General features: G+C 65.3%; 25 protein-coding genes. 18 read left to right on the top strand and 7 right to left on the bottom strand.

Features of this window, described 5'->3' with window-relative positions; genetic code table 11:
• Positions 1-132: 132 nt before the first annotated feature.
• Positions 133-1,308, bottom strand: a complete 1,176-nt coding sequence (locus A3E1_RS0111850; RefSeq protein WP_020520984.1) for a cytochrome P450 family protein — start codon at positions 1,306-1,308, stop codon at positions 133-135.
• Positions 1,309-1,437: 129 nt separating this feature from the next.
• Between A3E1_RS0111850 and A3E1_RS0111855 the strand changes: the two genes are divergently transcribed.
• From A3E1_RS0111855 to A3E1_RS0111865, 3 genes are read left to right on the top strand one after another with little or no spacing between them, the layout of a single operon-like run.
• On the top strand, positions 1,438-3,153 hold the full coding sequence (locus A3E1_RS0111855) for a 3-oxoacyl-[acyl-carrier-protein] synthase III C-terminal domain-containing protein (protein WP_020520985.1): 1,716 nt from the start codon (positions 1,438-1,440) through the stop codon (positions 3,151-3,153).
• The gene (locus A3E1_RS0111860) at positions 3,150-3,950 is read left to right on the top strand and encodes a DUF6999 family protein (RefSeq protein WP_020520986.1); all 801 of its coding nucleotides are present in this window, start codon (positions 3,150-3,152) and stop codon (positions 3,948-3,950) included. The genes A3E1_RS0111855 and A3E1_RS0111860 overlap by 4 nt, the downstream gene beginning before the upstream one ends.
• Entirely contained in the window at positions 3,943-4,386 is a 444-nt protein-coding gene (locus A3E1_RS0111865; RefSeq protein ID WP_020520987.1) for a GNAT family N-acetyltransferase, read from the top strand. Before A3E1_RS0111860 ends, A3E1_RS0111865 begins: the two co-directional genes overlap by 8 nt.
• Before the next feature lie 9 nt (positions 4,387-4,395).
• On the opposite strand, the gene A3E1_RS0111870 is transcribed toward A3E1_RS0111865, so the two are convergent.
• A complete protein-coding gene (locus tag A3E1_RS0111870; RefSeq protein ID WP_020520988.1) occupies positions 4,396-5,604 on the bottom strand; it encodes an MFS transporter in 1,209 nt (402 codons plus the stop codon).
• Between the two features lie 71 nt (positions 5,605-5,675).
• On the opposite strand from A3E1_RS0111870, the gene A3E1_RS0111875 reads away from it, so the two are divergent.
• The 12 genes from A3E1_RS0111875 to A3E1_RS44630 all read left to right on the top strand — a co-directional run bounded on the left by A3E1_RS0111875 (position 5,676) and on the right by A3E1_RS44630 (position 16,917).
• Entirely contained in the window at positions 5,676-6,635 is a 960-nt protein-coding gene (locus A3E1_RS0111875; protein ID WP_020520989.1) for an ArsR/SmtB family transcription factor, read from the top strand.
• Positions 6,636-6,682: 47 nt separating this feature from the next.
• Positions 6,683-7,672: a cellulose binding domain-containing protein gene (locus A3E1_RS0111880; RefSeq protein ID WP_020520990.1), complete on the top strand. Its 990-nt coding sequence runs from the start codon at positions 6,683-6,685 to the stop codon at positions 7,670-7,672.
• Between the two features lie 13 nt (positions 7,673-7,685).
• On the top strand, positions 7,686-9,146 hold the full coding sequence (locus tag A3E1_RS0111885) for an SDR family oxidoreductase (protein ID WP_026208342.1): 1,461 nt from the start codon (positions 7,686-7,688) through the stop codon (positions 9,144-9,146).
• A gap of 24 nt (positions 9,147-9,170) precedes the next feature.
• Complete coding sequence (locus tag A3E1_RS0111890) at positions 9,171-10,055, top strand: MerR family transcriptional regulator (protein ID WP_020520992.1); 885 nt, start codon at positions 9,171-9,173, stop codon at positions 10,053-10,055.
• 105 nt (positions 10,056-10,160) lie between these two features.
• Entirely contained in the window at positions 10,161-11,414 is a 1,254-nt protein-coding gene (locus A3E1_RS0111895; RefSeq protein ID WP_040390738.1) for an NAD(P)/FAD-dependent oxidoreductase, read from the top strand.
• Positions 11,408-12,055 carry a DUF1365 domain-containing protein gene (locus tag A3E1_RS0111900; protein WP_020520994.1) on the top strand — a complete coding sequence of 216 codons (648 nt, stop codon included), beginning with the start codon at positions 11,408-11,410 and terminating at the stop codon, positions 12,053-12,055. Before A3E1_RS0111895 ends, A3E1_RS0111900 begins: the two co-directional genes overlap by 7 nt.
• The gene (locus A3E1_RS39950; protein ID WP_020520995.1) at positions 12,052-13,233 is read left to right on the top strand and encodes an SAM-dependent methyltransferase; all 1,182 of its coding nucleotides are present in this window, start codon (positions 12,052-12,054) and stop codon (positions 13,231-13,233) included. Before A3E1_RS0111900 ends, A3E1_RS39950 begins: the two co-directional genes overlap by 4 nt.
• On the top strand, positions 13,230-14,465 hold the full coding sequence (locus A3E1_RS0111910; protein WP_020520996.1) for an SAM-dependent methyltransferase: 1,236 nt from the start codon (positions 13,230-13,232) through the stop codon (positions 14,463-14,465). Before A3E1_RS39950 ends, A3E1_RS0111910 begins: the two co-directional genes overlap by 4 nt.
• Positions 14,459-15,238 carry a DUF1295 domain-containing protein gene (locus A3E1_RS0111915; protein WP_020520997.1) on the top strand — a complete coding sequence of 260 codons (780 nt, stop codon included), beginning with the start codon at positions 14,459-14,461 and terminating at the stop codon, positions 15,236-15,238. The genes A3E1_RS0111910 and A3E1_RS0111915 overlap by 7 nt, the downstream gene beginning before the upstream one ends.
• A 15-nt stretch (positions 15,239-15,253) precedes the next feature.
• A complete protein-coding gene (locus A3E1_RS39955) occupies positions 15,254-15,865 on the top strand; it encodes a maleylpyruvate isomerase N-terminal domain-containing protein (protein WP_020520998.1) in 612 nt (203 codons plus the stop codon).
• A 32-nt stretch (positions 15,866-15,897) separates the two neighbouring features.
• Positions 15,898-16,059, top strand: a complete 162-nt coding sequence (locus A3E1_RS47055; RefSeq protein WP_020520999.1) for a hypothetical protein — start codon at positions 15,898-15,900, stop codon at positions 16,057-16,059.
• A gap of 15 nt (positions 16,060-16,074) precedes the next feature.
• Positions 16,075-16,917, top strand: a complete 843-nt coding sequence (locus A3E1_RS44630) for a DUF4262 domain-containing protein (RefSeq protein ID WP_020521000.1) — start codon at positions 16,075-16,077, stop codon at positions 16,915-16,917.
• On the opposite strand, the gene A3E1_RS0111935 is transcribed toward A3E1_RS44630, so the two are convergent.
• Positions 16,914-18,146 carry a serine/threonine-protein kinase gene (locus tag A3E1_RS0111935; protein WP_026208343.1) on the bottom strand — a complete coding sequence of 411 codons (1,233 nt, stop codon included), beginning with the start codon at positions 18,144-18,146 and terminating at the stop codon, positions 16,914-16,916. The two genes, A3E1_RS44630 and A3E1_RS0111935, sit on opposite strands and share 4 nt — an antisense overlap.
• 169 nt (positions 18,147-18,315) lie before the next feature.
• Between A3E1_RS0111935 and A3E1_RS0111940 the strand changes: the two genes are divergently transcribed.
• The 3 genes from A3E1_RS0111940 (at position 18,316) to A3E1_RS39965 (ending at position 22,152) form a co-directional block, all read left to right on the top strand.
• A complete protein-coding gene (locus A3E1_RS0111940) occupies positions 18,316-20,556 on the top strand; it encodes a Vgb family protein (protein WP_020521002.1) in 2,241 nt (746 codons plus the stop codon).
• A gap of 163 nt (positions 20,557-20,719) precedes the next feature.
• Entirely contained in the window at positions 20,720-21,199 is a 480-nt protein-coding gene (gene smpB, locus A3E1_RS0111945; RefSeq protein ID WP_020521003.1) for an SsrA-binding protein SmpB, read from the top strand.
• A 14-nt stretch (positions 21,200-21,213) separates the two neighbouring features.
• Complete coding sequence (locus tag A3E1_RS39965) at positions 21,214-22,152, top strand: serine hydrolase (protein WP_020521004.1); 939 nt, start codon at positions 21,214-21,216, stop codon at positions 22,150-22,152.
• On the opposite strand, the gene A3E1_RS0111955 is transcribed toward A3E1_RS39965, so the two are convergent.
• From A3E1_RS0111955 to A3E1_RS0111970, 4 genes are all read right to left on the bottom strand, one after another.
• On the bottom strand, positions 22,106-22,696 hold the full coding sequence (locus tag A3E1_RS0111955) for a TetR/AcrR family transcriptional regulator (RefSeq protein ID WP_020521005.1): 591 nt from the start codon (positions 22,694-22,696) through the stop codon (positions 22,106-22,108). The genes A3E1_RS39965 and A3E1_RS0111955 overlap by 47 nt on opposite strands.
• The gene (locus A3E1_RS0111960; RefSeq protein WP_020521006.1) at positions 22,689-23,114 is read right to left on the bottom strand and encodes an SRPBCC family protein; all 426 of its coding nucleotides are present in this window, start codon (positions 23,112-23,114) and stop codon (positions 22,689-22,691) included. Before A3E1_RS0111960 ends, A3E1_RS0111955 begins: the two co-directional genes overlap by 8 nt.
• Complete coding sequence (locus A3E1_RS0111965) at positions 23,090-24,235, bottom strand: NAD(P)/FAD-dependent oxidoreductase (RefSeq protein WP_020521007.1); 1,146 nt, start codon at positions 24,233-24,235, stop codon at positions 23,090-23,092. Before A3E1_RS0111965 ends, A3E1_RS0111960 begins: the two co-directional genes overlap by 25 nt.
• 86 nt (positions 24,236-24,321) lie before the next feature.
• Positions 24,322-25,395 carry a glycoside hydrolase family 19 protein gene (locus A3E1_RS0111970; protein WP_020521008.1) on the bottom strand — a complete coding sequence of 358 codons (1,074 nt, stop codon included), beginning with the start codon at positions 25,393-25,395 and terminating at the stop codon, positions 24,322-24,324.
• Positions 25,396-25,509 lie beyond the last annotated feature (114 nt).

Consider the following 25,509-nt stretch of genomic DNA (forward strand, 5'->3'; position numbering starts at 1 on the left):
TACTTTCTAAGTGCCTAACTGAGAGGCTAGCACGGTATCCGTCGCTTCAAACTACGATCGTACGTTTTCCAGGAACGCGAACGGCTCCTGAGATCGGGGGTTCCTCAGGAGCCGTTAGCGGTGAAACCGTTGCTAGGAAAGCTGAACCGGCAGGTGTTGCAGGCCCCGCAGAAGCATTCCCGGGCGCCAGGCCAACTCGGATTCAGCGGCCGCGAACCGCAACTTGGGGAAGGCGCTGAGCAGGCCACCGATGGCGATGCGGGCTTCCATCCGGGCGAGGGGGGCGCCCAGGCAGAAGTGCATGCCGTGACCGAAAGCCAGGTGCTGGGCGGCTTCGGTGCGGGAGATGTCGAAAGCATCCGGCTCCGGGAACACTGACTCGTCCCGGTTCGGCGACATCAGTCCAATGAAGACAAGGTTTCCGGCCGGGATCGAGACACCGCCATACTCGACTTCCTCCACCGCCATGCGCAGGGTGGCGGTCTTGACCGGGCTTTCGTAACGCAGGAACTCCTCGATCGCGTTCGGGATCAGATCGGGGTTCTCGCGCAGCGAGTCGGCGACCTCGGGGCGCTGCAGCAGCAGGAACATCGCGTTGCCGATGAGGTTGACCGTGGTTTCGTGACCGGCCACGAGAAGCAGGAAGACCAGGGAGGTCAGCTCATCCTCGTCGAGCTTGTCGCCCGCGTCACTGGCCTGAATCAGTCCACTGAGCAGGGCATCGTCGGGCTCGGACCGCTTGCGTGCCACGAGCGACTGGATGTAGCTCTCCATGGACTCGGCGGCCGCGACGGACTCGGGCGTGCCAACCATGAATTCGTCGAGCAGGATGTTGGACCACGAGCGGAAGTCATCGCGGTCGATCATGGGGACGCCGATGAGTTCACAGATGACCTGGAACGGCAGCGGGAAGGCGTAGTCGTCGACGAGGTCGGCGGATTCCTTTGCAGCCATCGCGGCGATCAGGTCGTCGGAGATCTGCTGAATGCGTGGGCGCAGGGCCTCGATGCGCCGGGGCGTGAATTCCAGCGACACGAGCTTGCGCAGGCGTGAGTGCTCAGGGGCGTCGGCGCTGAGCATGTGCTTGCTGAGCCCGGCCTTGACCATCTCTGGCGGCATGATGAGGTTGGTCGGCCCCTTCGCCAGGCGGGGGTCGGTCAGGGCACGTTTGGCATCTTCATAGCGGGTGATGAGGTATCCGTTGATACCGCTGTCGCCGAGAGGGATTTCAGCGACAGCTGTCTGCTGGCGCATCGCGGCGAAAACGGCGTGAGGATTCGCGGTCATCACGTCTTGGCTCAGTTGCATTTGGACAGTGTGAAGGTGACCTAGGCTCACATTCAAGTCTTGCTCACGTTAAGAGAAGTTGTATTACTCAGCGTGATCTGAGTACGGGAACTCAGGGCGCCAGCGCGCTGGACTGCGTCAATTGAGGGCATGACCGTTTATGTGACCGCCGCTGGGACGTATCTCCCCGGTGAGGCTCTGGACAACGAGGAAGCCGCCCGCCGCCTTGGTGACTCTGGGTCAGGGGCGGTCCGGCACCGGATTATGGCGGCGAACGGGATTCGCCAGCGCCACTTCGCCCTCGACGAGCAGGGCCAGGTCACGATGCTCAACGAGGAACTGGCCGCGCATGCCGTGCAAGCGGCACTCAAGGAGCGCGGTCTGGCGCTCGAAGACATCGGCATGCTGGCGACGGGGACGACGCAGGCTGATTTGCTGGTACCAGGCTTCGCGTCGATGGTGCACGGCCGGCTCGGGGGCGACAAGCTGGAACTCCTGTCCGCGGGCGGAGTGTGCGCCTCCAGCATGGCGGCCCTGGCGGCCGCTTCCCGGGCGATCCAGGCCGGTGACCATCAGCGGGCGGTCGTCGTCGGATCCGAGCTCGTGAGCCGCTCACTGCGCGGTCAGCGGACCCGGTCCATGGACACCGAGTTCCTGCGCTGGACACTTTCCGACGGTGCCGGTGCCCTGGTGCTGGAGAACCAGCCGCGGCCTGACGGTTTGAGCTTGCGGCTGGACTGGACGCACTCGGTGTCGTATGCGCACGAAAGAGCGGTCTGCATGTCAGCCGGCGGCGTCCCCTCAGCGGGCAGCACCTGGCTCGATCCGTCCACTCCCGACATTGGGCTCGTTCAGCTGCGCCAAGACGTGTCCATGCTGCCTGACCTGTTCCGCACGGGGGTACAAGAATTCCGCGAGCTTGTGCACGCGGGACGGGTCCAGGCGGGGGAGATCGATCACCTGCTGTGTCACTACAGCGCCGAGCGGTTCCGGGGCGACGTGTTCAAGCTGCTCGAAGAAGCTTCTTTGGTCATAGACGAAAGCAAGTGGTTCACTAACCTGCACACGAGCGGAAACACGGGCGCGGCAAGCATCTTCATCATGCTCGAAGAGGCCATGCGCACGGGACGCTTCGCGCCCGGGGACCGGATTTTGCTGGCCGTGCCGGAGTCGGGCCGGTTCACCTTCGCCTTCGCGCACCTGACCTGCGTTGCCCCGCAAGGGGAACTGCTCACCGAACTCGCCCGGGTGTGGAACGGGTTCGAGGAAACGTTGCGCGGCACCAGGATCGTGCGGCGCATCGAGGGCGGCACGGCTACCATCGACGACTACCGTCTGCTCCTGCTGCACCTGCGTCAGCAGGTCATCGAGGGTGGGCGCTGGATTTCCCGGGCGGCGTCGAACTTCTCGCCTGAGATGTTTGAGTTCCGCAGCGCGGCCATCAAGCACGCGGCCGACGAACACCGGGATTTCCGTTTACTGGAACAAGATTTTGCCGCGGCGGGTGGGGACTTGGCCGCGATTCGTAAGGGGCGCAAGAACATTGGTTCAGAAGCACTATCCGCGTTCATCTTCCAGCAAGCCAGCCAGCCAGATCCGGTTGACCTTCTGGGAGCTATGTTCATCATCGAAGGACTCGGCAACAGGCTCGCTCTGGGCTGGGCAAGACAACTGCAGCAACAGCTGGACCTCGCCGACAATCAGGTGAGTTTCCTGCGCTACCACGGGGAGGCCGACGAGGAGCACATCGGCGAACTCAACCACCTGCTCAGCCTGGTGCGGCCCGAGGATGTGCCGCGGATCGTGCGGACCGCCGAGGTCGTCGCCCGGCTCTACGCCTTCCAGCTTGAGGAGATGCGGGCATGAACGTGTGGACCGCCATCATGCTCGATCCCACGATCGAGGTTGACCGGCAAACGTTGCGCATGGTGGTGCACGACCAGCGGGGGTGGAGCCGCCGCTGGCTCTACCCAACGGCACGGGTGGTCTCCAAAGTGGCTGTCTGGGCGATCCGTTTCCTGAAGACCTTCGTATCGTTCCGGTTGCACACCACCATGGACCGGCTGTGCGTCTGGTTCCTGCACCGTTTCGTCTCGCCGACCGCGGGCGCCTTGCTCATCCGGCACTTTCAGGTCGAGACGAACTTGCTGAACTTCCTCATCCGCAACTCGGGTTCGGCGTTGCCCGAGGTGACGTTGCGGCCCACCACCTTGACGGAATTGGGTGACAGCGCGGTCATCCAGCACGACCTCAATGTCTACGACGTTCTCGCGGCGCTGAAACCCGTGGGGCAGCAAGCCGATCTCGACTACTCCATGCTCGCCGTCGATGAGATAAACCCAGGCCAGGGGGTGCGCCGTTGGCTGAACCTCGACATCCAAACCGCTCTGTGCTTGATGAACATCCCGTTCGCTTTTTGCCTGACGCGCTCGGAATACGAGCGGGCCGTCCACTCGCTACGGCTCGACGAGTCGTTGCTGGCGCTTCTCGCCGGGATGACGGGCGACGAGACGTTCCTTCGCTGGCGCCCAGGCACCAACGTGATCCGGGTCGACTCCAGCTTGGACGTGCCCCGGGCGGTCTATGAGCACGCGCTGATCTGTGAATACGCCCACGCTCACCTGCTCGCCATGGCGAGGCGCTACGGTAGCGTGCATGTCTGATCTTCGCGTTCACATGGTGGTGACCGACACCGACATCGAGGACTGGCGGCAGGTCCACAACGCCATCATCCCCGACGAGCTCGGCTTTGACGACGTCCGGGAACGCTTGCAGCGCAACCATCTCGATGTGGCCTACCTGGGCGAGGCCCTGGTCGCGTGCACGACGGTCCGCCCTCCATCGCCTGACTTAGCCGAGCCGATCGTCATCGTGCGTGTCCTGCCTGACTATCGCCGGCAGGGCATCGGCGCCACCCTGCTCGAACGCGCCCTGGGCCAGGCGGCCGAGTCCGGCGGCGAAGGCGTCGCGACCATCGTCTGGGAGCCCAATGTGGACGGTCTGCGTTTCGCGACCGCCCACGGCTTCACCGACGAGATCGACCGTTACGTCCCCGACGGCGAAACGTCCGCCTACCTCACCCTCCGCCGCACCAAATAGCATCGCCGGTCACGGGCGGCCGGTGCGGGTGGCTAGGGCACTGGTGAGGCGGAGAGCACCGAAGGTGCCGGCGATGCCAAGGGCAGCACAGGTCCACCACAGCACCGCCGGGCCGGCCGTCGTGATCAGGACGGTCGCCATGGCGGGGCCGACGAGACGGGCGACGCCCCAGGACCACAGGATCGCGCCCTGGTAACGGCCGCGGGCTTCTTCGGGGGCGAGGTCGGCCACGATGCCTCCAGCGACGATGCCGCCCGCGACTTCACCTGAGGTCCAAATGAGAGCGGCGGCGACGTAGGCCAGGGGAGTGTGCGCGAAACCCGTTGCGGCGACACCGATGCCGACGAGCAGGTAGGAAGCGGCCAGGACCTTGGTGCGGCCCATGGCGGCTAGCTTCGTGTAGAGCACGGGCTGCAAGACGATGACACCAATCGCGTTCACCACCGCGACGAGACCAAAGACGGTGGGCGGCAAGCCATCCAGGCGGATCGACAGTGGGATCGCGAACTCGGTCATGCTGTAGACGGTGGTGGCGGCCAGCGTCAGGGCGATGACGGCGAGCATCAAGCGGTCGCGCAGCACTACGGAGTACCCACTGGATGTCTTGGTGGCGACGGGCCTGGCCCCGCCCTTGATGCCAAAGGCGACGATGCCCGCGAACACGAGGCACGTCACGGCGTCGATGAAGAACAACAGCCCAAACCCGCGCCCGGCAAGGAATCCCGCCGTCGCGGCGGCCACGGCGGTGCCGATGTTGATAGCCCAGTGGATGAGGCTGAACGCCTTGGGGCGCTGCTCAAACGTGACTGAGTCAGCGATGAGGGCGTTGGCGGCGGGCAAGAACAGTTTGCTCGTCAGTCCTAATAGGACAGCCGCGGCCATCAGCGTGGGCAGCGACGGCGCGGCGAAGAGGAGTCCCAGGCTAGCTGGGGTCGCGACGAGACCGATGAGCAGCGCGGGCTTGCGGCCGATGCGGTCCGCTAGGAAACCTCCGAGTGCCGGGCCGGCGAATCCACCGACACCGAGAGCGACGACGACTGTGCCTGTTTGCGCCGCGGTGATCCCACGCGAACCGAGGAAGAAGACGAGGAAAGGGACGACCATGTCCCCGACGCGGTTGGCGATCGTGCCGCTGAAGACGATCCAGAACGCCCGCGGCAGTCCGCCGAAGCGCTGGGCGATGAACCCGGCCGGTACCCGAAGATCTTGCGTAACCATGCGATCAATCTGGCTGGCCGTGATCTCCGGCGGTATTGTTTTAGCTCCAGCCGAATCTTAGGGGGCGCCAGGTGCTGACAATCGCCTTTTCCGCAGGTGACGTGGCACGGATCAGGTTCGGGTTCTCGTGCCTGTGGGAGGTCGCGGCGAGCATCCGGGTGCTTCGCGATCCGGGCGATCACGCGGTGCATTTGCCGTGGGTGACACGGGCGCGCCAGCAACTCGACGGCCAGGACCTGCCCTTACTTGACGTGTTGATTTCCAGCGGCAAGACCTACATGCCTGATTTCCTGACTCCTGCCCCGCTGACGCTGGTCCCCGATCTCGACGATGAACTCGACGTGTTGCTGAACACACCCGAGGAGTTGGTCAAGGCCGATCTCGAACACATGGGCCGTCCGATTCCGCAGATCTTCCTCGACGATCCGCGCGCGGGGCTGGCTCAGGTGGCCGCGGAGATCAAGACGTATTGGCAGCTGGCGATCGCTGCGCACTGGCCGCGGATCCGGGCTCTGCTCGAGGCCGAGGTGTTCTACCGCGCCCGCCGCCTCGCCGAAGACGGCGCCGAGGGACTGCTCAATGATCTGCACCAGCGCGTGCGCTGGGAGGAAGGCACCCTGTCGATCGCCCACCGATACTGCTCGGGAACGACCGCGTTAGAAGGCGCCGGGCTGCTGCTCGTGCCATCGGCTTTCGTCTGGCCGTCGGTGCTGAGCGTTTCAAAGGCGGAGCAGCCCCAATTGGCTTATCCCGCAAGGGGAGTGGCCACGCTATGGGAGTGCCCGGCTGAGGCTCCCGACGCCCTGGTCGCGGTCATCGGCAAGACGCGGGCACAACTGCTTGCCGCCCTTGACGCGCCGGTGTCCACCACAGACCTGGCCCGTCGCACAGGACTGTCCGCTGGGGGAGTGTCGCAGCAGCTCAACGCCCTGCGGGCGGCCGGCCTGGTGACGGCACACCGTTCCGGGCACGCCGTGCTGAACACCCGGACCGCGGTGGCGGAGTCACTTCTCGCCGGAGCTGCCTTCTAACCGACGCCAAGTAGCGCGGGTGGTAGCTGAACCGTCACAATCTTCGGGTGCCTGACCCCTCGTTGCCTGACGCACTGACCTCCCTGGGCCGTGACTGGTCGGCCGCCACGCGGCTGCCGGTGACGTTTGACATCAGCCCGAAGGTCCCGGCCGTCCCGAGCGAGGTGCGAGCGGATCTGCTCTGGATCGCGCGCGAGGCGCTGCACAACATCGCGGCACACGCGCACGCCCAGCAGGTCTTGCTCATTCTGTCCTATCAGGACGGTCAGCTGCGGTTCACCATAACCGATGATGGACAAGGATTTTCGTTCGAAGGCGGGCTGACCGCGCTGTGGTCCGACGGCCGTCAGGGGCTCGCCGGGATGGACGAGCGGGCCCGGCTGCAAGGCGGAACGCTGGAAGTGCGCACGTGGCCGGAAAATGGCACGAGCATTACGGTCCGCATTCCGGTGGCGCTGCCGGCTCCGCCGCCGCCCCCGCCAGCCCGGCGCAGCCGGCTGCCCTGGGTCGTCGCCGCGGCAGTGGTCGCAGGGCTGATCGTCGTCGTCGCCCTCTTCCTGCGCCCGACCGCAGCTAGGCCCATCCTGACCGAACCGTCGCTCACGCCTTCTCCCACAACGTCTCCCGTGACCGTCCCGAGCCCCACGCCGTCGGTGTTGCCGCTCCTTTCCGCCCCGCCCAGTCCTTCCGCGAGCGTCAGCCCGGCCAAACCCGCCAGCGGTTGCACGGTCGAGTATGTTGTTCGCTCGCAATGGAATCCGGGTTTCGTCGCCGACGTCATCATCACGAACACCTCGGCTGTCCCCGTCGAGGGCTGGCGTCTCATGTGGACCTTCAGCGCGGCGCAGGAAGTCCGCAACCATTGGAACGCGACCATGACGCAGACCGGGGCGAGCGTCACCGCGATCAACGCGGGAAGCAACGGGCGCATCGAGCCCAAACAGAGCGTCAAGCTGGGCTTTGAGGGCGTGTGGTCGGGCGGCAATCCCCTGCCAGCCAGCTTTACCCTGAACGGAAGTCCCTGCGCTCTGGCATGATCGGGGCATGGGCGTGCGTTGCCTGGTCACCGGGGCCACCGGTTATATCGGCGGCCGGCTAGCGCCGCGCCTGATCGAGGCGGGCCACACTGTCCGCTGCTTGACGCGTTCCGCGCTGCGGCTGCGCGACGTCCCGTGGGCTGACCGTGCCGAAGTGGTGCAGGGCGATTTGCTTGAGCCCGCGGAGGTGCGCCAGGCGTTAGAGGGCATCGACGTCGCCTACTTCCTCGCCCACTCGCTGGGCTCACCTGACTTCGCCGACAAAGACCGCCGTGCGGCCGAGATTTTCGCCGAGGCGGCGTTAAGCGCTGGCGTTAGCCGGATTGTCTACCTTGGTGGACCGGAACCCGAAGGGACACACGCTTCCGCGCACTTACGTTCACGGGACGAAGTCAGCGAGATTCTCACCGCTTCAGGCGTGCCAACGGTGACGCTTCGTGCCGCGGTCATCATTGGCTCCGGGTCAGCCTCGTTTGAGATGTTGCGTTATCTGACCGAGCGGCTGCCCGTCATGGTGACTCCGCGCTGGGTGCATAACAGGATTCAGCCGATCGCGGTCCGCGACGTGCTGCACTATCTCGTCGCGTGGGCGTCTGTCACCGAAGAAGTCAACCGGGACTTCGACATCGGCGGCACGGACGTGCTCACCTACGCCGACATGATGCGCCGCTATGCGCGGGTGGCTCAGCTCCCGCCCCGCATCATCATTCCCGTGCGGACACTGTCGCCTTGGCTGAGTTCGCAATGGGTTGGCCTGGTTACGCCAGTGCCGGGGCGGATCGCGAAACCGTTGGTACTAAGCCTGATTCACGAGGCCGTGTGCCGTGAGCACGACATCGCCGCTTTCGTGCCTGATCCGCCCGGTGGGCTCAAAGGCTTTGACGAAGCGGTCCGCCTCGCGCTCGCCAAGGTGCGCGATGACGAGGTCGAAACCCGCTGGGCCAACGCGACCTGGATCGGAGCGCCCGCCGATCCTCTGCCCACCGACCCGCAGTGGTCGGGCGGGACGGTCTATCGCGATATCCGCACGCGCGAAGTTAGTGCCTCACCCGAGGCGTTGTGGCGAGTGGTCACACGCATCGGTGGCGAGACCGGCTGGTACTCCTTCCCGCTGGCGTGGGCGATTCGAGGCTGGCTGGACCGGCTCGTGGGCGGGGTCGGGCTGCGACGCGGACGGCGTGATGCCGATGAGCTGTATGCCGGTGAGGCACTTGACTTCTGGCGTGTTGAAGAGATCGAGCGCTTTGAACTTCTGCGCCTGCGCGCGGAGATGAAACTGCCCGGACAGGCCTGGCTGGAAATGAGGATCGGCGACGGCCCGGCCGGTTCGTATTACGAGCAGCGGGCGATCTTCGTGCCGCGGGGACTGGCGGGTCACCTCTACTGGTGGGCGGTCGCACCCTTCCACTCGATCGTCTTTGGTGGCATGGCACGCAACATGGCCCGGGCCGCCGAACGCCAAACGGAAGCGTGATTTCGTAGCGGTACGCTCGCAGATGTGGAGACCGTGGGGCTGAGCGCGGGCGCGGTGTCGCGGCGCCTGGGCATCGCCGTGACCACCTTGCGCACGTGGCACCAGCGTTATGGGCTCGGTCCCAGCGGGCACGAGGCGGGCAGTCACCGCCGCTATACCGAGTCCGATGTGGAGCGTCTGGAGTGGATGCGCCAGCTGACCGCGCAAGGCGTTCCCGCCGCTGAAGCCGCCCGTGTCGTGACGTCTCCGCGAGACGAATCGCTGCCGCTGTTCCAGGCCCGGGCCGGCGGTGGGCATGCCATCCCGGTCGGGCAGGCTGGCTCGGCGGCCCGCGGGCTGGCCAACGCGGCGATGCGGCTGGATCAGGCCATGGTGCGTCATCTCGTGCAGGAAGCGGTCGATACGCACGGGGTGTCCGGTGCCTGGGCCGAGGTGTTGTGCCCGGTGCTCATCGGGATCGGCAAACGGCACGCGGCCACCAACGAGCTAGTCGAAGTGGAGCACCTGCTCTCGCGCAGCATCGGCGATGTCCTCGGGTCGGTGTCGCAGCCACCGGCGCAGGCGACGGTCCTGCTCGCCTGTGCCGACGAGGAGCAGCACAGCCTCGCCCTCGAAGCGCTGGCCGCGGCGCTCGCTGAGCGCGGCATGGCCTGCCGCATGCTCGGGGCGCGCGTGCCTACGAGCGCTTTGCTCGCCGCGGTACGCCGGACCGGGCCAGCGGTAGTGGTGCTTTGGTCGCACGCGCACAGCACGGGCGACCCGGCGCAGCTGGAGGCGCTGCTCACCACGCGGCCGCGCCCGGTTCTGGTTCTCGCCGCTGGGCCCGGCTGGCCCGCTCGGTTGCCTGCTGGAGTGCTCACGCCCAGCTCGCTGGCTGACGCTCTCGCGCTCATCACTCCCGTCATCTGACTCTCCCGGGTCTTGCAGCTGGCCAAAGTGCGAGCAATAATCGACGCAGAAAACGACGCAATATTTCGCACCCATCCGTGGTGGGGGTGTCAACGAAGGACGGTTATGAGAGCCAGAAGGCAAGTCGCGGTGATCGGGTCCGGCGTGTCCGGGCTCACCGCGGCCTACGTCCTACAGCACACGGCTGACGTCACCCTCTTCGAAGCGGAGGCGCGGCTCGGTGGGCACGCGCACACGCACGATGTGCCAGTGGGCGCGAAGACCTGGGCGGTCGACTCGGGGTTCATCGTCCACAATGAACGCACCTACCCGCACTTGCTGCGGCTCTTTCGTGAGCTGGGAGTGTCCACGCAGGACACCGAGATGAGCATGTCCATCTCGTGCCGCGGGTGCGGACTGGAATACGCCGGGGCACGGGGCTTTAGCGGCCTGTTCGCCCGGCCCGCCAACGCTGTCACCGCACGCTACTTGCGCATGCTGACCCAGGTGCCCGTGTTTCACCGGCAGGCCCAGGCGCTGCTCGACGCCGGAGACGACAGCCCCACGCTGGGCGAGTTCCTGCGCCAAGGGCGGTATAGCGCCTATTTCATCCAGCACTTCGCCGTGCCGCTGGTGTCAGCCGTCTGGTCTTGCGAACCAAGGCTGGCGCTGGAATATCCGGCGCGCTATCTGTTCACGTTCCTGGCCAACCACGGCATGCTCTCGGTCAAAGGCTCGCCCCAATGGCGGACAGTCGTGGGCGGCTCGCGGTCCTATGTGGAACGCATCGCCAAACGCCTCACCGCCGTGCATTCGATGACTCCCGTGCGCGCGGTGCGGCGGCATCCAGCGGGCGTGGAGATAACGGACGATTCCGGGACTACCAAAGACTTCGCCGCTGCCGTCATCGCCACCCACGCCGACGACGCGCTGCGTTTGCTGGTGAACCCGACCCGGGCGGAGCGGTCCGTTCTGGGGGCGTTTCAGTATTCCCAGAACGAAACAGTGCTGCACTCTGACGAGCGGGTGCTGCCGCGCGCACGGGCGGCGCGAGCGAGCTGGAACTATCTGCTTCCCTCCTGCGATCCGGGGCCAGGCGCCGTGCGCGTCAGCTATGACATGAACCGCTTGCAGCGCCTGGACTCTGACACACCCTTCGTGGTGACCCTTGGTGGCGCTGAAAACGTGCGGCGCGTGCACGCCACCATGACCTACCGCCACCCGCTCTATACTCCGGAAACCCTTGCGGCGCAGCGCGACCTGCCCGGCTTGAGCACGCGTGAGCTGGCCTTCGCCGGTGCGTATCACGGCTGGGGATTCCACGAAGACGGCTGCCGTTCCGGCGTTCAGGCGGCCTGGCGCTTGGGGGCGGTGTGGTAGCCGTCCTCTACGAAAGCACGGTGCGGCACAACCGGACTGTCCCGTTCAAGTACGGGTTCGCCCACCGCACCTACTACTGGCTGGTCGACATCGACAACTTGCCAAGGCTGCGGTGGTGGATGCGGCCGGTGATCAGCTTTCCCCGCGACCTGCGCGCACAGCTCGGCCTGACCAGCGACCGGGTATTCCTGCTGACTCAGGCGAAAGTGTTCGGCCACGTCTTCAATCCGATCAGCATCTACTGGTGCTTCAAGGCCGATCAGACGCTGGAAAACGTCGTCGCCGAGGTGCACAACACGTATGGCGGTCAGCACCGGTATTGGCTGACGCCGAAAGAGGACGGCTTATTGCGTACCAGCAAAAGCTTTTATGTTTCTCCGTTCTTTGAAGTCGACGGTGAGTACCAGATGCGCTTGCCGTTGCCGGAAGAGTTGCTGCGCTTGCGCATTAGCCTCACCCGCGCGGGCGGCAGGCCGTTTCGCGCCAGCCTAACAGGACATGCCGTCCCAATGACCGCGCCAAAAGTGTTGCGGTTCATGGTGTCAGCGATGCTCGTGGCGGCACGGATCAGATATCACGGCGTGCGGCTGTATCTACGTGGTTTGCCGGTCGTCCCCAGGCCAAGGAGGAAGGCGGCATGAGGGCGGCGATCGCCAAGGCACTGGTGCAACGGACTGTCGAGCGGCTGCCGCTGCGCCTCGCGTTGCCTGACGGGACGCTGCGCGGTGGGGCACAGGGCGATCCTGTGCTGCGGCTCAACCGGCCGGAGGCGTTCTATGCCAAGCTGGGCCGCCATGGGCTGATCGGCTTCGGGGAGTCCTATCAGGACGGTGACTGGGACTGCGACGAGCTGCCCCAAGCGCTGGCGGTGCTCGCCGCGCACGTGGAGACCATCGTTCCCCGCGGACTGCAATGGATTCGCCGGTTCTATGCCGCCGCGCTTCCGCGCAGTGAAGCCAGCACGCTGGCTAACGCCCAGCACAACATCGCCCGGCACTACGACTTGTCCAATCAGTTGTTCGCCTCCTTTCTGGACGAGACGATGACTTACTCCTCGGCGCTTTTCGGCGAATCGCCAGCGACGTGGGAGGGCTTGGCTGACGCGCAGCGCCGCAAAATCGACCGGCTGCTCGACCTGACGAGCACGGGGCCGGGAACGCGGCTCCTCGAAATCGGCACCGGCTGGGGCGAGCTCGCGGTCAGGGCCGCCAAACGTGGCGCCATCGTGCACACGGTCACGCTTTCCGAAGAACAAAGGGCCTACGCCAGGACGTACGCCGAAAGCGAAGGCGTGGCCGAAAGAGTCGACGTGCGCCTGTGTGACTACCGCCTGATCCCGGGCGAGCAGGCGTATGACGTGATCGTCAGCGTCGAGATGATCGAGGCGGTGGGAGAGCGCTACTGGCCGGACTACTTCGCCGCGTTGCGCCGGCTGCTCGCACCCGGCGGAAGGATTGGGCTGCAAGCCATCACGATGGCCCACCACCGGATGCTGGCCACACGTAACACCTACACGTGGATCCAGAAATACATCTTCCCCGGCGGTCTCATTCCGTCCGTCGAGGCGATCGAGCGGCTCAGTGGACTGCCCGTCCTCGGCAAGCACGCTTTCGGTTCCGACTATGCCGAGACGCTGCGACTGTGGCGCGAGCGGTTCCTGGCGCAAGCGTCCTATGTGGACAGCATCGGGTTCGACGAGCGGTTCCGGCGCACGTGGGAGCTTTACCTTGCCTATTCCGAAGCCGGGTTCGCCTCCGGTTACCTGAACGTGCACCAGTTTCTGCTCGGCGCGCACGCGAGACTAAAGGTGGCGGCATGACGACGATCGCTCAGGAGCTAACCGGGCTGGCCGGGCGGATTCTCGGCTATCCGTTCCCGCTGCAGATCATCGCCTGGGACGGCAGCCAGGACGGTCCGTCAGAGGGGCCTGCCCTCGTGATAGCGGACCGCATTGCCTTGCGCAGGTTGCTCTGGCAGCCAAACGAACTTGGCCTGGCGCAGGCTTACGTTAACGGTGAACTCGACGTGATCGGTGACTTGGGGCAGGCGCTGAGCCTCATGCCGCGCGGCAAGGTCACCTTGCGCCCGGCGGTGCTGGCTAGCGCGCTGCGATCGGCGGCACGGCACGGGATCCTCGGCCCCAAACCGCCCGCGCCCACACGGCAAGCGCGCCTTGAGGGTCAGGTGCACAGCAAGGACCGCGACCGGGCGGCGATCAGCTATCACTACGACTTGTCCAACGAGTTCTACGAGCTGATCCTCGACCCGCACCTGGCCTACTCGTGTGCCTACTGGTCCAAGCCGTCGATGACACTGGAAGCCGCGCAAGAAGCCAAGCTCGCCCTCATCTGCCGCAAGCTGGGCCTGCGCCCGGGCATGCGTTTGCTCGACGTCGGCTGCGGCTGGGGATCGCTTTCCCTTTACGCCGCATCGGCTTTCGGTGCTCAGGTCACGGCTGTCACGCTCTCCGCTCAGCAGCACACCTATGTCAGCAAACGGATCGCCGAACGCGGGCTCACAGAATACGTCGAGGTCCTGCACCGGGACTACCGTGAGATCTCGTCAGAGCCGTTTGACGCCGTGGCGACCGTCGAAATGGGCGAGCACGTGGGCGACGACGCCTATCCGGCGTTCGTGTCGAAGCTGCACGCGTTACTGAAACCGGGCGGGCGGCTGCTCGTGCAGCAAATGTCGCGGGGCGCCAACGCTCCTGGCGGCGGTGCGTTCATCGAGTCATACATCGCGCCCGACATGCACATGCGGCCAGCCGGTCAGACGGTCAGCCTGCTGGAGCAAGGCGGCCTCGAAGTGCGCGACGTGCAGGCGATGCGGGAACACTACGCTTTGACAGCGGCAGCATGGCTATCCACTTTGGAACGCAAGTGGGATGACGCCGTTGAACTCATTGGTCAACCGGGCGCCCGGATCTGGCGGCTCTACCTGGCCGGAGGCGGGCTCGCGTTCGCCGCCGGGCGGATGGGCGTGGACCAGTTCCTCGCTGTGCGGCCATACGCTAACGGCAAGAGCGGCTACTGGGAGAATCCATGGTGACGAACTTCTGGGTCACGGCACTGGCCGCCGTGGCCGTGGTGCTCATCGCTTTCGCCGTCGGGGCGTCGCGTCAACTGCACCGCGTTATCGACATCGCGTGGGGACTCGGCTTTTCCGCCATCGCCGTGACCACGTTCGTGCTGTCGTCAGGGCACGGCCATCCGTGGCAACGCGGCATCGTCACCCTGCTGACCGTCATCTGGGGTGTCCGGCTGTCCGCCCACATCTACCTTCGCTCCCGTGGGCACGGCGAAGACCCACGTTACGAACAGTTGCTGTCTAAGGCCAAAGGGAGCCGCAACGCGTACGCGCTGAGAATGGTTTATCTCCTTCAAGCGGCGATTATGTGGTTTGTCTCGCTGCCGGTGCAGGTGGCGCAGTATGACCCCGGCCGTCCATCGTGGTGGCTAGCTGCCGGGGTGGCCGTATGGGCGGCCGGTTTCTTCTTCGAAGCGGTGGGCGACTATCAGCTGGCCCGGTTCAGCCGCGACCCTGCCAACAAGCGCAAGGTGCTCGACACCGGGCTGTGGCGCTTCACCCGTCATCCGAACTATTTCGGCGACGCGTGCGTCTGGTGGGGGCTCTACCTCATCGCGTGCGGTTCCTGGGCCGGGGCGGCGACCATCCTCTCGCCGCTTGTCATGACCTATTTCCTGGCTGGCAAGACCGGAAAACCGTTGCTGGAAAAGGGCATGGAAGAACGCCGGCCGGGATACGCGGACTACATCCGCCGAACCAGCGGCTTTATCCCATGGCCGCCCCGGAAAGCGTAGTGGCATGATCGGGTCATGGAACTCTCCCCGAGTCAGGCCATAGCGCTTTCCATTGAGGCGCATCAACGTTTAACCGATCAGATCAAGACACTGACAGACGAGCAGGCTCAGCAGCCGAGTCTGCTTCCGGATTGGACAGTCGGGCACGTGCTCACGCACCTGGCCCGCAACGCCGATGGGCACACGATGCGGCTCGCTGGCGCGTTGCGCGGCGAGGAAGTCAAGCGCTACCCCGGAGGCGGGCCGCAGCGAGACGCCGACATCGAGGCCGGCGCGACGCGCCCGGCCGAAGAACTCATCGCCGACGTGGCGCGGTCCAACCGTGAGCTGGAAGACATGTGGCGCCAGTGCGAGGAAGCGGGCTGGCCGAACGCGCATCTGATGGCCGGCGACTATTGGGGAATCACCGAAAGCCCTGTGCGCCGGCTGCGGGAAGTCGAAATCCATCATATGGACCTTGGTTTGGGGTACTCAGCGGAGCAGTGGTCCAGCGAATACACCGCCTGGGAACTGGCCCAGTGCCTGGCCAACCTGCCCGGCCGGCTCGACGCAGAACAGGCCCGGCAGATGGTCATGTGGCTGACGGGACGCCGCAAGACGCTGGATGTCCAGCTCGGCGATTGGTAGTAGTTTTCGCGCAGCGGGGTATGACAAGGGGCATGACAACCGTTCCGAACCCGTATGACCCACGCAGCAACAACGAAACCCTTGCGGGGGAAGATGATGCCCTGCTGCGCCAGCCTTCCGACGAAGGCCCGTTTGACCCGGATACCACCGAGGTGGCCGAACCGCACGGGGATGACGAGCCGACCGCAAGGTGACGTATCGTCGCGCGGATGGAAGCCTGTTTCTGCGTGATCTGTCTTGACGATGATCCCGGACGCGATGCCGGCATCGTCCAAACCGTGCGTGACCATGGCTGGTGCTCACTGCGCGTGGTGGGCACCCTCGATTTCGCCTATACCGTGGGACTTTGGCACACCTTCCGCCGTCCCGAAATCGTGATGTTCGGGCTCCAGGGCGAGAACATGCAGCATTGGCTCAACGATTTCGTCTACCTGGGCCGTGACCAGGGCTGGCCTGAACCGCTCGTGCCTTTCCCCGGCGTTCTGGGCGGCTTTGAAACCCAGCTGCGGCCGGTGCACGAGTCGTGGAACGACAGTCTCTTTGGCACCATCCACCGGTTCTATCGCACCTTTATGCCGGTACAGCAACTCGTGTGGCCCGATCGCAACGGCACCTGGCCGTGGGAGCCGGACGCCACGCCAAGCAGCCGCACGAGACAGGCGTTCGCGTGGCTGCCCGTCTCCGGGCATCCTGAAGGTGGCTGGAAACTCGTTGGCGAGATGGCGCCCGGCTTCCCGTTTCCGGTCGGCCCTGACGCGTGGGTGCTGACCACCCGCTCCGTGCTCGATGGCACTCGCCCGGTTGCCAGCGTTTCCAATGATGGCAACAGTTATGACGTGCTCGACGACCGTGGCTATACGGCTAACGACATCGTGCTCGCGTTTTTGGGTGAGCTGATGCGGCGTGTGCCAAGTGTTGGTGAATGCGCGGAGCTGCCAGACGGCCAGATCGCGACCGCTAACGCGGGAGGCTGGACGCATGCTGGACTGTCGGCAAAGGACCGTGAGCTAAGCGAATGGTGCTGGAAGCAGGCCGAACCGCTTAACGGTTAGTCCGGTGCGACCGACGCCGCTGGGGGACTGGTCGTCACGGCCGGTGTGGTCGGAGCCGCCGTGGTCGCGGGCGGGCTGGTGGTGACCGGAGGCGTGGGGCTTGGCGTGGGCGCCTGGGTCGTGGGCGCGGTGGACGGCGGCCGGGTCCCAGGGGTGCTGGTCCGGGTTGGCCCGGCTGACGGCTGTCCACTAACGACAGCCGTGCCGCTGATATCCGGCGCGGGAATCACGGTGTCGGGGCTGTTGGATAAACCCCACGCGACAAACGCCCCGAGGCCGGCCAGGAGCAGAATCAGCCCGGTCGCGATGGCGAGCCGGGGTGTCTTGCTGGACACGGGTGCCATTTCGGTGAGCGTGTCCGACGCTGGATCACGCGGCGGCGGTACGGCGGCGACCCCCGCGAACGACGCGAGCCGTTGTGTCGCATCGTTGTTCGTGTTAACCGTGGCTATCGCGTCCGCGAACGCCTGCGCGGTCGGAAACCTTTGGGCGGCATCCTTCGCCATGGCGATCGCGACCAGCTCGGCCACTCCAGCCGGGATGTCGGCGGGCAGCGGAGCCGGTGCGTCCTGCACGTGGTGGAGCGCGACCTCCACCGGTGTTTCGCCATCGAAGGGCGGCTGACCGGCCAGGCAGTGATATGCGACCGCGCCGAGGGCGTAGATGTCGGCCGCTGGCGTTACTTTGTGCCCTAGTGCCTGCTCCGGCGCCATATAGCGGGCGGTGCCAAAGACGCCCTGCGTCTGCGTCGCCTGGGTGCTGTCCGCGGACCGGGCGATCCCGAAGTCAGCGAGCTTCACCGTCCCGTCAGCGGTCAGCAGGAGGTTCGCGGGTTTGATGTCCCGGTGAATGATCCCCGCCGCGTGCGCTGCCGCCAGGGCTTTAGCCGTTTGGCCGATGATGTCGAGGGTGCGGGATACGCCAATTCGTCCTTCAGTGTCGATAATATCCGATAACGGAACGCCCTCGACACATTCCATGACCAGATAGACGGTTTGCGGGTCTTCAGTGCCGTAGTCGTAGATGCTCACGATGCCGGGATGGTGCAGGACAGCCATAATGCGGGCTTCGGTCAGGAAACGGGCTGTGAAGCTGTCGTCGGCGGCCAGGGCCGGGCGCAGAATCTTGACCGCCACCTCCCTGTTGAGCAGGACGTCTTTCGCCTGCCACACGTCGCCCATGCCGCCTGCCCCGAGCAGGTGGCCGAGCTGGTAGCGGTCACTTAGCAAGGTTCCAGGTTCCGGCACATCCTGGCTTTACCCCAGGGCGTGCCGGTCAAATCAGTAGACCGATCACTCATGCATCTTCACCTTCCGCGTGATTCATCCTCATGACTATCTATATGTTCTATGTTGCCCTGGTGGCACCCGCCCGGGATGCCCATCAGGGAGGATGGACATGGCACTGTCCAAACGCGGCAGAGCGGCTTTCATCGCAAGCTGCCTGCTCTTCACCAGCGTCGCGGCCGGCACCCCGGTCAACGCGGCACCGGTCGCCGGCCTCAACGTCCTGTACACGACGGACGCCGACTTCGACCAGGGCGTGCTCACCGACGTCAACCACGACGCCCCCAACAACAATCAGTTACAGCTCGACCGGGAAGAAGCGTTCTTCCCGTACGTCAACGTCGCGGCTTCCGCCCGCGGCACGATGGTGCGCATCGACGTCAACACCGGCGCGATCGTCGGGGAATGGCTGTCGGCACCGGATGGACGTGGGCGCAACCCTTCCCGCACAACGGTTGACCGCCGCGGCAACACGTGGCTGTCAAACCGCAACGAGAACGAAGGCGGGCGCGGCTCGATGACCCGCGTCGGGGTCATCACCGGGGGCACCCGGTCCAACGCGGACGGAACGCCGAATCCAACAGGGGATTACCTCAAGGGCCCGTTCTTCTACAACACCTGCCAGGACCGCAACCTCGACGGCTTGTACGCCACGTCCCGTGGCCTGGGCGACATCCGCCCGTGGACGAACACCGGTGGAGCCGACAACAACGGCGGCGTCACGACAGCCGCGGACGAATGCATCGTCAACTACACGCGGGTCGCCGGCACCAACACGCGAACCGTTGCCGTTGATGGCAACAACGACGTGTGGACGGGTGGAGCGGACACCGAGCACGAGAAGGTCGACGGCATGACCGGGCAAGTCATCCCGGGCACGCTGGTGAACTTCGGATGCGGTGGCTACGGCGGTCTGATCGACAAAGCCGGGACGCTATGGTCGGCGCGCTATGGGGCGAACCTATTGCGCTACGTCCCGGGCGGGGCCGGTGCCTGTCTTGACACCTCGCACGGCGACTATGGCCTTGGCATGGACCCGATCACGGGCGAGATCTGGCACACAAGCCTGTGCTGCGACCGGATCGTCAAGCTGGCTCCAAACGGGACAGTCCTCGCGAACTACACGCATGGATTCCCTTATGCCCAGGGTGTCGCGGTCGATAGCAGCGGCAACGTGTGGGTCGCACACTCCCTCAACGGTGCCACCACCGTGGGGCACCTGCGCACCGACGGCACCTACGTCGGCAACGTGACGCTGCCGGGTGGCAACGGCCCGACCGGAGTTTCCGTTGACAGCAACGGAAAAGTTTGGGTAGCGAACATCAACACGAACAACGCGCAGCGCATCGACCCGGCCGCGGGACCCATCGGCGGAGGCGGGTTCCCCGTGGGCGCCGTTGACTTGACGGTCGATTTGGGCGCTGGCGCCGGGCCTTACAACTACAGCGACATGACCGGCGCGGTCCTTGGGGAAATCACGGCACCCGTGGGCACCTGGTCGGTCGTGCAGGACGGCGGTCTCAACGGCAGGCCGTGGGGCAAGGTCACGTGGAACACCGAAGCCCAAGGCTCTGTCCCGCCTGGCACGTCGATCACCGTGGAAGCCAGGACCGCGGACACAGAAGCGGGACTGCCCGCCGCCCCGTGGACGACGGTCAGCAACGGGGTGCCGTTCTTGAAAACGGGACGGTACATCGAAGTACGGGCGACACTCACGGCAAGTCCTGCGGGCGCGAGCCCGGTGCTGTCCGACCTTCGCATCGAAGCTCTCGTGCGCAAGGGTGGATTCTCTTGTCAGGCAACGGCTTTGAACCTCGCCGGGATCATCGTCGCGCGGGCCAACCCGCAGGACATTCCGTGCGTGGACGACGACGAGATCGTGGCTCAGGTCAACCTGAACGCCGGCATTCTCAACGTGCAGGCGAAGGCGCTCGAAGCGCACACCACGGTCACGCCGGACAACCTCATCATCAACCCGCCAGCCGCCGGTGACGGAGCGACCGCTTCAGCACGGGTCGACTGGACCAAGATCACCGCGACCCTGGTGACGATCGAGATTGGCGTCATCTCGTCCAGCGCTTCGGTGACCTGTGTCGTCGGACCGCAGGGCGAGTTGACTCCGCAGTTCGCGAGCGCGTCGAACGTCGCGGGACTGAAGATCAACGGAGTGTCCATCACCGTGGGCAGTCAGCCGTTGACCATTCCGCTCGTGATCGGGTCGCTACGCCTCAATAGCACCACCAGTTCACCAGGCGTCCTGACTCGGCAGGCTGTCGTGCTCGACACCCTGCTGACCGATGTGATCATCGGCGAGTCGAAGGTGAACCTCGAAAACAAGCCGTGCAGCGTTTAACCAGCAAGTGATCGTGACCGGGCCGGTGAAACGGCCCGGTCACCGATGTGCCCTTGGCACTGCTTCCAGGCGACGGTCAGCCGCGAATACTTCACGCAGGTCTTCTAGCGCTTCCCTAGAAACTCACGCGCGGGACGGCTGAGGTGGGTCTTAGCATGGGCGGATGCAAAAGACCGGCAGCCGTAAGCTGATCGCCTCCAACAAGAAGGCGCGGCATGACTACACGATCATCAAGACCTATGAGGCTGGGATCGCGCTGCTGGGCACCGAAGTGAAGTCGGCACGGGCAGGCAAGGTCTCCATCGTGGAGGCGTTCGCTCAGGAACGTGACGGCGAGCTGATGCTGCACGGGCTCTACATCGGCGAATACGCCTACGGCAACCGGCTCAATCACTCGCCAAGGCGCATCAGGAAGCTGCTCCTGCACCGCATTGAGATCAACAAGATCCTCGACAAGGTACGCGATCGCGGTGTCACGCTGATTCCATTGTCGATGTATTTCGAGAACGGCTGGGCGAAGATCGAGCTCGGCCTCGCCCGTGGAAAGACCGACTACGACAAGCGCCAGGCGATCGCGGAGCGCGACGCCAAGGCTGAGATCGCCCGGGAGTTTGGCCGCCACTTGAAGGGCATCAAGCGCTAGGGCAGGATCTGCTCATGGTCCGGGCAATGCCGCTCGCCGCGGTTCTCCTACTGGCAGCCGGGTGCGGCACGGCACCTCCGGCGATGTCGCCGCCCGTGCCCACGCCGGCGTCTTCCGACAGCGTCGCCCCGGTTCCGTCACTGTCTCTGCCGGCGCCAAAGACACTCGTTGTCCCGCAAGGGGTGCACGCCGGAGTCGCCGTCTTCGACCGGCAGAGCGCGACGTTCACAGTGCAGGTCAATGCCGCCACCCGGTTTCGGTCCGCGTCACTGGTGAAGCTTTTGATCGCCATGGACTACCTGTGGGACAGGGGGCCAGGCTACGCACTGTCGAGTGAGGATCAACGTCAGCTGGAGATCATGCTGCGCGGTAGCGACGACAACGCCGCGACCTATTTCTGGCAGCGCATCGGCGGTGAGCCCGCGATCAACCGGATGATTTCCCGGCTCGGGCTGCAGGACACCAAGCCTCCGTCAGCGGTTGGGCTCAAGGGCTGGGGCTCAACCACCTTGAGCGCCAACGACATCGTGCGGGTCTATCAGCATCTGCTCGACAAGAGCCCTGCCGGACTTCGGGATCTGATGATGGGCCACTTGCGGCAGTCAACGCCATGCGGCACCGACCAATACCACCAGACGTTCGGCATTCCGGTCGCGTTTGGCCGCCCGTGGACGGCCAAACAAGGCTGGTGGGGTTTTGGCGACAAGCCGCCGATCGTGTGCACGGCACAGACACCGCCGCTGTCCGTCCCGGCGACGGCACCGGTCTTCAAGGGCGCCAAGCCGGCGTTGATGGACGGGCGGGTGCTGCACACGAGCGGCACCGTTGGCGAAGGCGACCGCTACATCGTCGCCGTGCTCACGCAATATCCGTCAGGCACGAGTTTCCCGGACGCCTTCGCCGCGATCACTTTGCTGACGCGCTCTTTGCCCGGCCCGCCTTCGGCGGCTTAGCGGGCAGGATTTCACCGAGCAACTCGGCCGCGTCGTTGAGCACCTCCCGGTCACCGGTCAGCAGCAAGTCGAGCAGCAGCCCACGTGTCGCCGCGATGCCGAGGCGGGTGCGCCGCCGGGCGTCAGCGGCGCTAAAGCCGTTGCGCTGTAACAGTTCGCTCACGGGAGCTTCCCAAGCCGTGATAACGGACCGCCGGAACTCGTGCGTCCAATCACGACCGTAGAGCGCCTGTGCATAGATCTCGAAGAACAGGCGTTCAGCCGGAGCCAGCGCGGGATCGCTGACCCGTTGCCAGAACAGCCTTCCGACCTCGGCAAGATCGCTCTCGTGCGCGGCCAGGCTCGCGAGCGCTTCCCGTTGCTCGGCTTCAACCCGTGCCACGACTTGGGCCAGCAAACCTTCCCAGCTGCCGAAGTGATAAATGAGCATGCGGTGACTCGTGCCAACGGCTGCCGCCAGCTCGCGTAGGCTGAGCTGACTGAAGCCGTTGCGCTGCAGCACTTCGACGCATCTGGTGAGCAGGGCTTGCCCCGCCTCAGACACGATGGGATTCGCTTGCCGCCTTGAGCCCGGCCGCTTCCAGCTTCAGATAACGCCGCGTCTTGCCCGCGGTCAGCGCGCCCACGAGCCAAGCGAGCGGGCCGGTTTGCGTGATGCCAATGGCGATCTCCGTGCCGTCAGGGCGGGAGGTGAGCCGGTGGAACGCCACGGTATGCACGCCAGGTGCGCGGTTGACCCACACGAACGACTCGCCCTCCTTGACTTCGGTCACCTCCCAGACGGCCTTCGGCAGCCCGGGCTGCGTCACACGAAACCGGTTGCCCGGCTTGAGGTTTGGCCCGTCCAGTCCAGCCACCTCCGTCATGGAGGTGGTCCACTGTGGCCACGTCGCCACCTCAGACAGGGCGCTCCAGCAGGTGTCGCGGGGAGCTGTGCTCACGATGCTTTCGGCGTACTCCATGTACCAAATGGTACACCCATCGCCCGGCGCGTGACACCGGCCAGCAAGCGGCCGCTGAGCAGTCCGTTTCCTAGACCCAACTCCACGAACGTATCGAAGACCGCCTGATCGTCGGCTGCCGCGCGAATCCCCGCGTCGGCGATCCACGGTGCCGCCGCGAGCTTGGCGGTCAGCGTCGTGTGCCGCAGGTGCCGCGCCAGCTGGGCTCGCAGCCGCCTGCTGTAGTAGTGCGCGGCGAGCGGACCGGCCATCGCGGCCGCCTCCCCGGCGAAGGCTCCGGACACGAGCGCGTAGTAGATGCCCTCGCCGGTAAACGGATTGATGAGCGACAGGGCGTCGCCCGCGAGGAGAATCTGGCCCCGCCCGGGACGCGGCCGCCACGTCGACAACGGCAGCAAATGCGCGCGCAGCCCATCGATCTCACCGAGACCGGGCAACAAGGTCGTGAGCCGGTCGAGCAGATGCGCCCGTGACGTTGGCTCGCCCTGGATCAATTCTCCGTAGCCAACATTGCGCCTGCCGTCGCCGATCGGAAACGACCACGCGTAGGCGGGCCAGTGCCGTTTGGCCAAAACCAGGCGCTGGCTTAGTTCCGCGGCCGCTGGCTGTGCGGCGTACCCGCGAATGGCTATCGCGATATGGCCCGGCGGATTCTGTTTGACGCCAAGGAACTTGCGGACTACCGAATTCGCCCCGTCGGCTCCGATCAGCGTGCGGGCCCGAATCCCATCCACCTCAACATGATCGCCGTCGCGGCGGATCTGCCGCACCACGTGCCGCCGGAACTCAGCGCCCGCCTCGATCGCGGCACTGACGAGGCGGGCATCGAAGACCGTTCGCGGGATCACATGGGCGGGCCGTCGCATGGGCCGCTTGGCCTGTGTCCCATTCGGGCTTTCTAAATGCAGGACATTGATTTCGGGGTACCCATCGAGCACGCCCGTGATCCCTAGCTCCCGCACGACATCAATCGCATGTGGAGCGATGCCGTCGCCGCAAGCCTTGTCCCGGGGGAAGTCGTAGCGATCGAGGAGCAGCACGCGCGCGCCGGCGTGAGCGGCGGCGATCGCCGCAGCGGCGCCAGCCGGCCCTGCTCCGGCGATGGCCACATCGAACACCACTCAAGCGTAATGCCTGCGCGGGAGCGTTCCCCCGAACGAGTGTGTCCACGACGGACAGTGACTGTCCGTCGTGGACACTTTCATGTTCAGCAGTAGAGGTTGTTACCGGCCGTCGTGCCGAGGATCGAGACGAACTGCTGGTAGGCGTTGACCCGGCTCTGAACCTGCGCCGGGTTGCCGCCGTTGCATTCGATCGAGCCGTTGATGCTGCGGATCGTCTCACCGAAGCCAGCGCCGTTGACCATCGCGTTGTGTGGGGTCATCGTGCCCGGGCCACTTTGCGTATTCCAGTACCACAAGGCGGTCTTCCAGGCCACGGCCGCGTCGTTTTGCACGAGCCACGGGTTGGTCAGCAACGGCAGTCCGAGCGCGTCACCGGCGGCCTTGTAGTTGAAGTTCCAGCTGAGCTGGATCGGACCACGGCCGTAGTAGGCGGCCTGGCCAGCCGGACACCCGTAGGACTGACCCCAGTCGCAGTAGTGCGGGTAGTTAGCCGTGTTCTGCTCCACGATGTGGACCAGGCCGCCGGTCTCGTGATTCACGTTGGCCAGGAAGGCCGCCGCTTCGCGCCGGCGCACCGTGTCCGTGCCTGTCGTGGTGAACGCCGGATAGGCGCTCAAAGCGGCGACCAGGCCTTGGTAGGTGTAAAACGGATTGCGCCCCGGGAACATCTGGTTGAACTGATCTTCGGTCACGATGAAGCCGCCGGGATGGGGCGGCGGTGTCGTCGGTGGCGTTCCGCTGCAGGTGAAGGGGTCCCAGTACCAGGTGCTGATGGTGGGATCGTAACCCGGGTTCCCGTGCTCAGCGATGTAGTACAAGCCGTTGGTGTAGCGGACGATGGCACCAGCGTTGTACCACGTTCCCGCTGCCCAGTTGGGATAGGTGCAGCTGCCGCCCGGAGGCGGTGCCGTCCCGCCGCACATGCCCTGGTCTTCCCAGACGCCCGTGGTGCCGGGAGGCGCTTCGCCTTGCGTCCACCACTTGGCCCGCCAGTTGTGGCTGTTGTGGGAGGCGGGCATCCCTCCGGTGTAGACGGCCGACGAATTCCATGCGGCGGCACAGTCAACGGCTGACGCCTGGGTCATGGGCAAAACCACGGCCAGGGTGCCGACCACCATCATGGTGGCCGCTGTCGCGATGGTGCGCAGTCTCCACATGTGTACTCCTTTCGGTGTACATGTATCGATGTCAAAACACCGTAACAGCTATTAAGAAAGCTTCCTAATAAAAGTTCTGGAGTGGATCGTCAGTGCAAGGTCATAGGCTGACGG

Origin of the sequence: Catelliglobosispora koreensis DSM 44566 (genome assembly GCF_000379685.1) — a bacterium.
Lineage (GTDB): Bacteria > Actinomycetota > Actinomycetes > Mycobacteriales > Micromonosporaceae > Catelliglobosispora > Catelliglobosispora koreensis.

Coding starts and splice junctions, on each gene's coding strand:
- A3E1_RS0111850 (WP_020520984.1), bottom strand. CDS start 1,308: ATGCAACTGAGCCAAGACGTGATGACCGCGAATCCTCACGCCGTTTTC.
- A3E1_RS0111855 (WP_020520985.1), top strand. CDS start 1,438: ATGACCGTTTATGTGACCGCCGCTGGGACGTATCTCCCCGGTGAGGCT.
- A3E1_RS0111860 (WP_020520986.1), top strand. CDS start 3,150: ATGAACGTGTGGACCGCCATCATGCTCGATCCCACGATCGAGGTTGAC.
- A3E1_RS0111865 (WP_020520987.1), top strand. CDS start 3,943: ATGTCTGATCTTCGCGTTCACATGGTGGTGACCGACACCGACATCGAG.
- A3E1_RS0111870 (WP_020520988.1), bottom strand. CDS start 5,604: ATGGTTACGCAAGATCTTCGGGTACCGGCCGGGTTCATCGCCCAGCGC.
- A3E1_RS0111895 (WP_040390738.1), top strand. CDS start 10,161: ATGAGAGCCAGAAGGCAAGTCGCGGTGATCGGGTCCGGCGTGTCCGGG.
- A3E1_RS39950 (WP_020520995.1), top strand. CDS start 12,052: ATGAGGGCGGCGATCGCCAAGGCACTGGTGCAACGGACTGTCGAGCGG.
- A3E1_RS0111910 (WP_020520996.1), top strand. CDS start 13,230: ATGACGACGATCGCTCAGGAGCTAACCGGGCTGGCCGGGCGGATTCTC.
- A3E1_RS0111915 (WP_020520997.1), top strand. CDS start 14,459: ATGGTGACGAACTTCTGGGTCACGGCACTGGCCGCCGTGGCCGTGGTG.
- A3E1_RS39955 (WP_020520998.1), top strand. CDS start 15,254: ATGGAACTCTCCCCGAGTCAGGCCATAGCGCTTTCCATTGAGGCGCAT.
- A3E1_RS47055 (WP_020520999.1), top strand. CDS start 15,898: ATGACAACCGTTCCGAACCCGTATGACCCACGCAGCAACAACGAAACC.
- A3E1_RS44630 (WP_020521000.1), top strand. CDS start 16,075: ATGGAAGCCTGTTTCTGCGTGATCTGTCTTGACGATGATCCCGGACGC.
- A3E1_RS0111940 (WP_020521002.1), top strand. CDS start 18,316: ATGGCACTGTCCAAACGCGGCAGAGCGGCTTTCATCGCAAGCTGCCTG.
- smpB (WP_020521003.1), top strand. CDS start 20,720: ATGCAAAAGACCGGCAGCCGTAAGCTGATCGCCTCCAACAAGAAGGCG.
- A3E1_RS39965 (WP_020521004.1), top strand. CDS start 21,214: ATGGTCCGGGCAATGCCGCTCGCCGCGGTTCTCCTACTGGCAGCCGGG.
- A3E1_RS0111960 (WP_020521006.1), bottom strand. CDS start 23,114: ATGGAGTACGCCGAAAGCATCGTGAGCACAGCTCCCCGCGACACCTGC.
- A3E1_RS0111970 (WP_020521008.1), bottom strand. CDS start 25,395: ATGTGGAGACTGCGCACCATCGCGACAGCGGCCACCATGATGGTGGTC.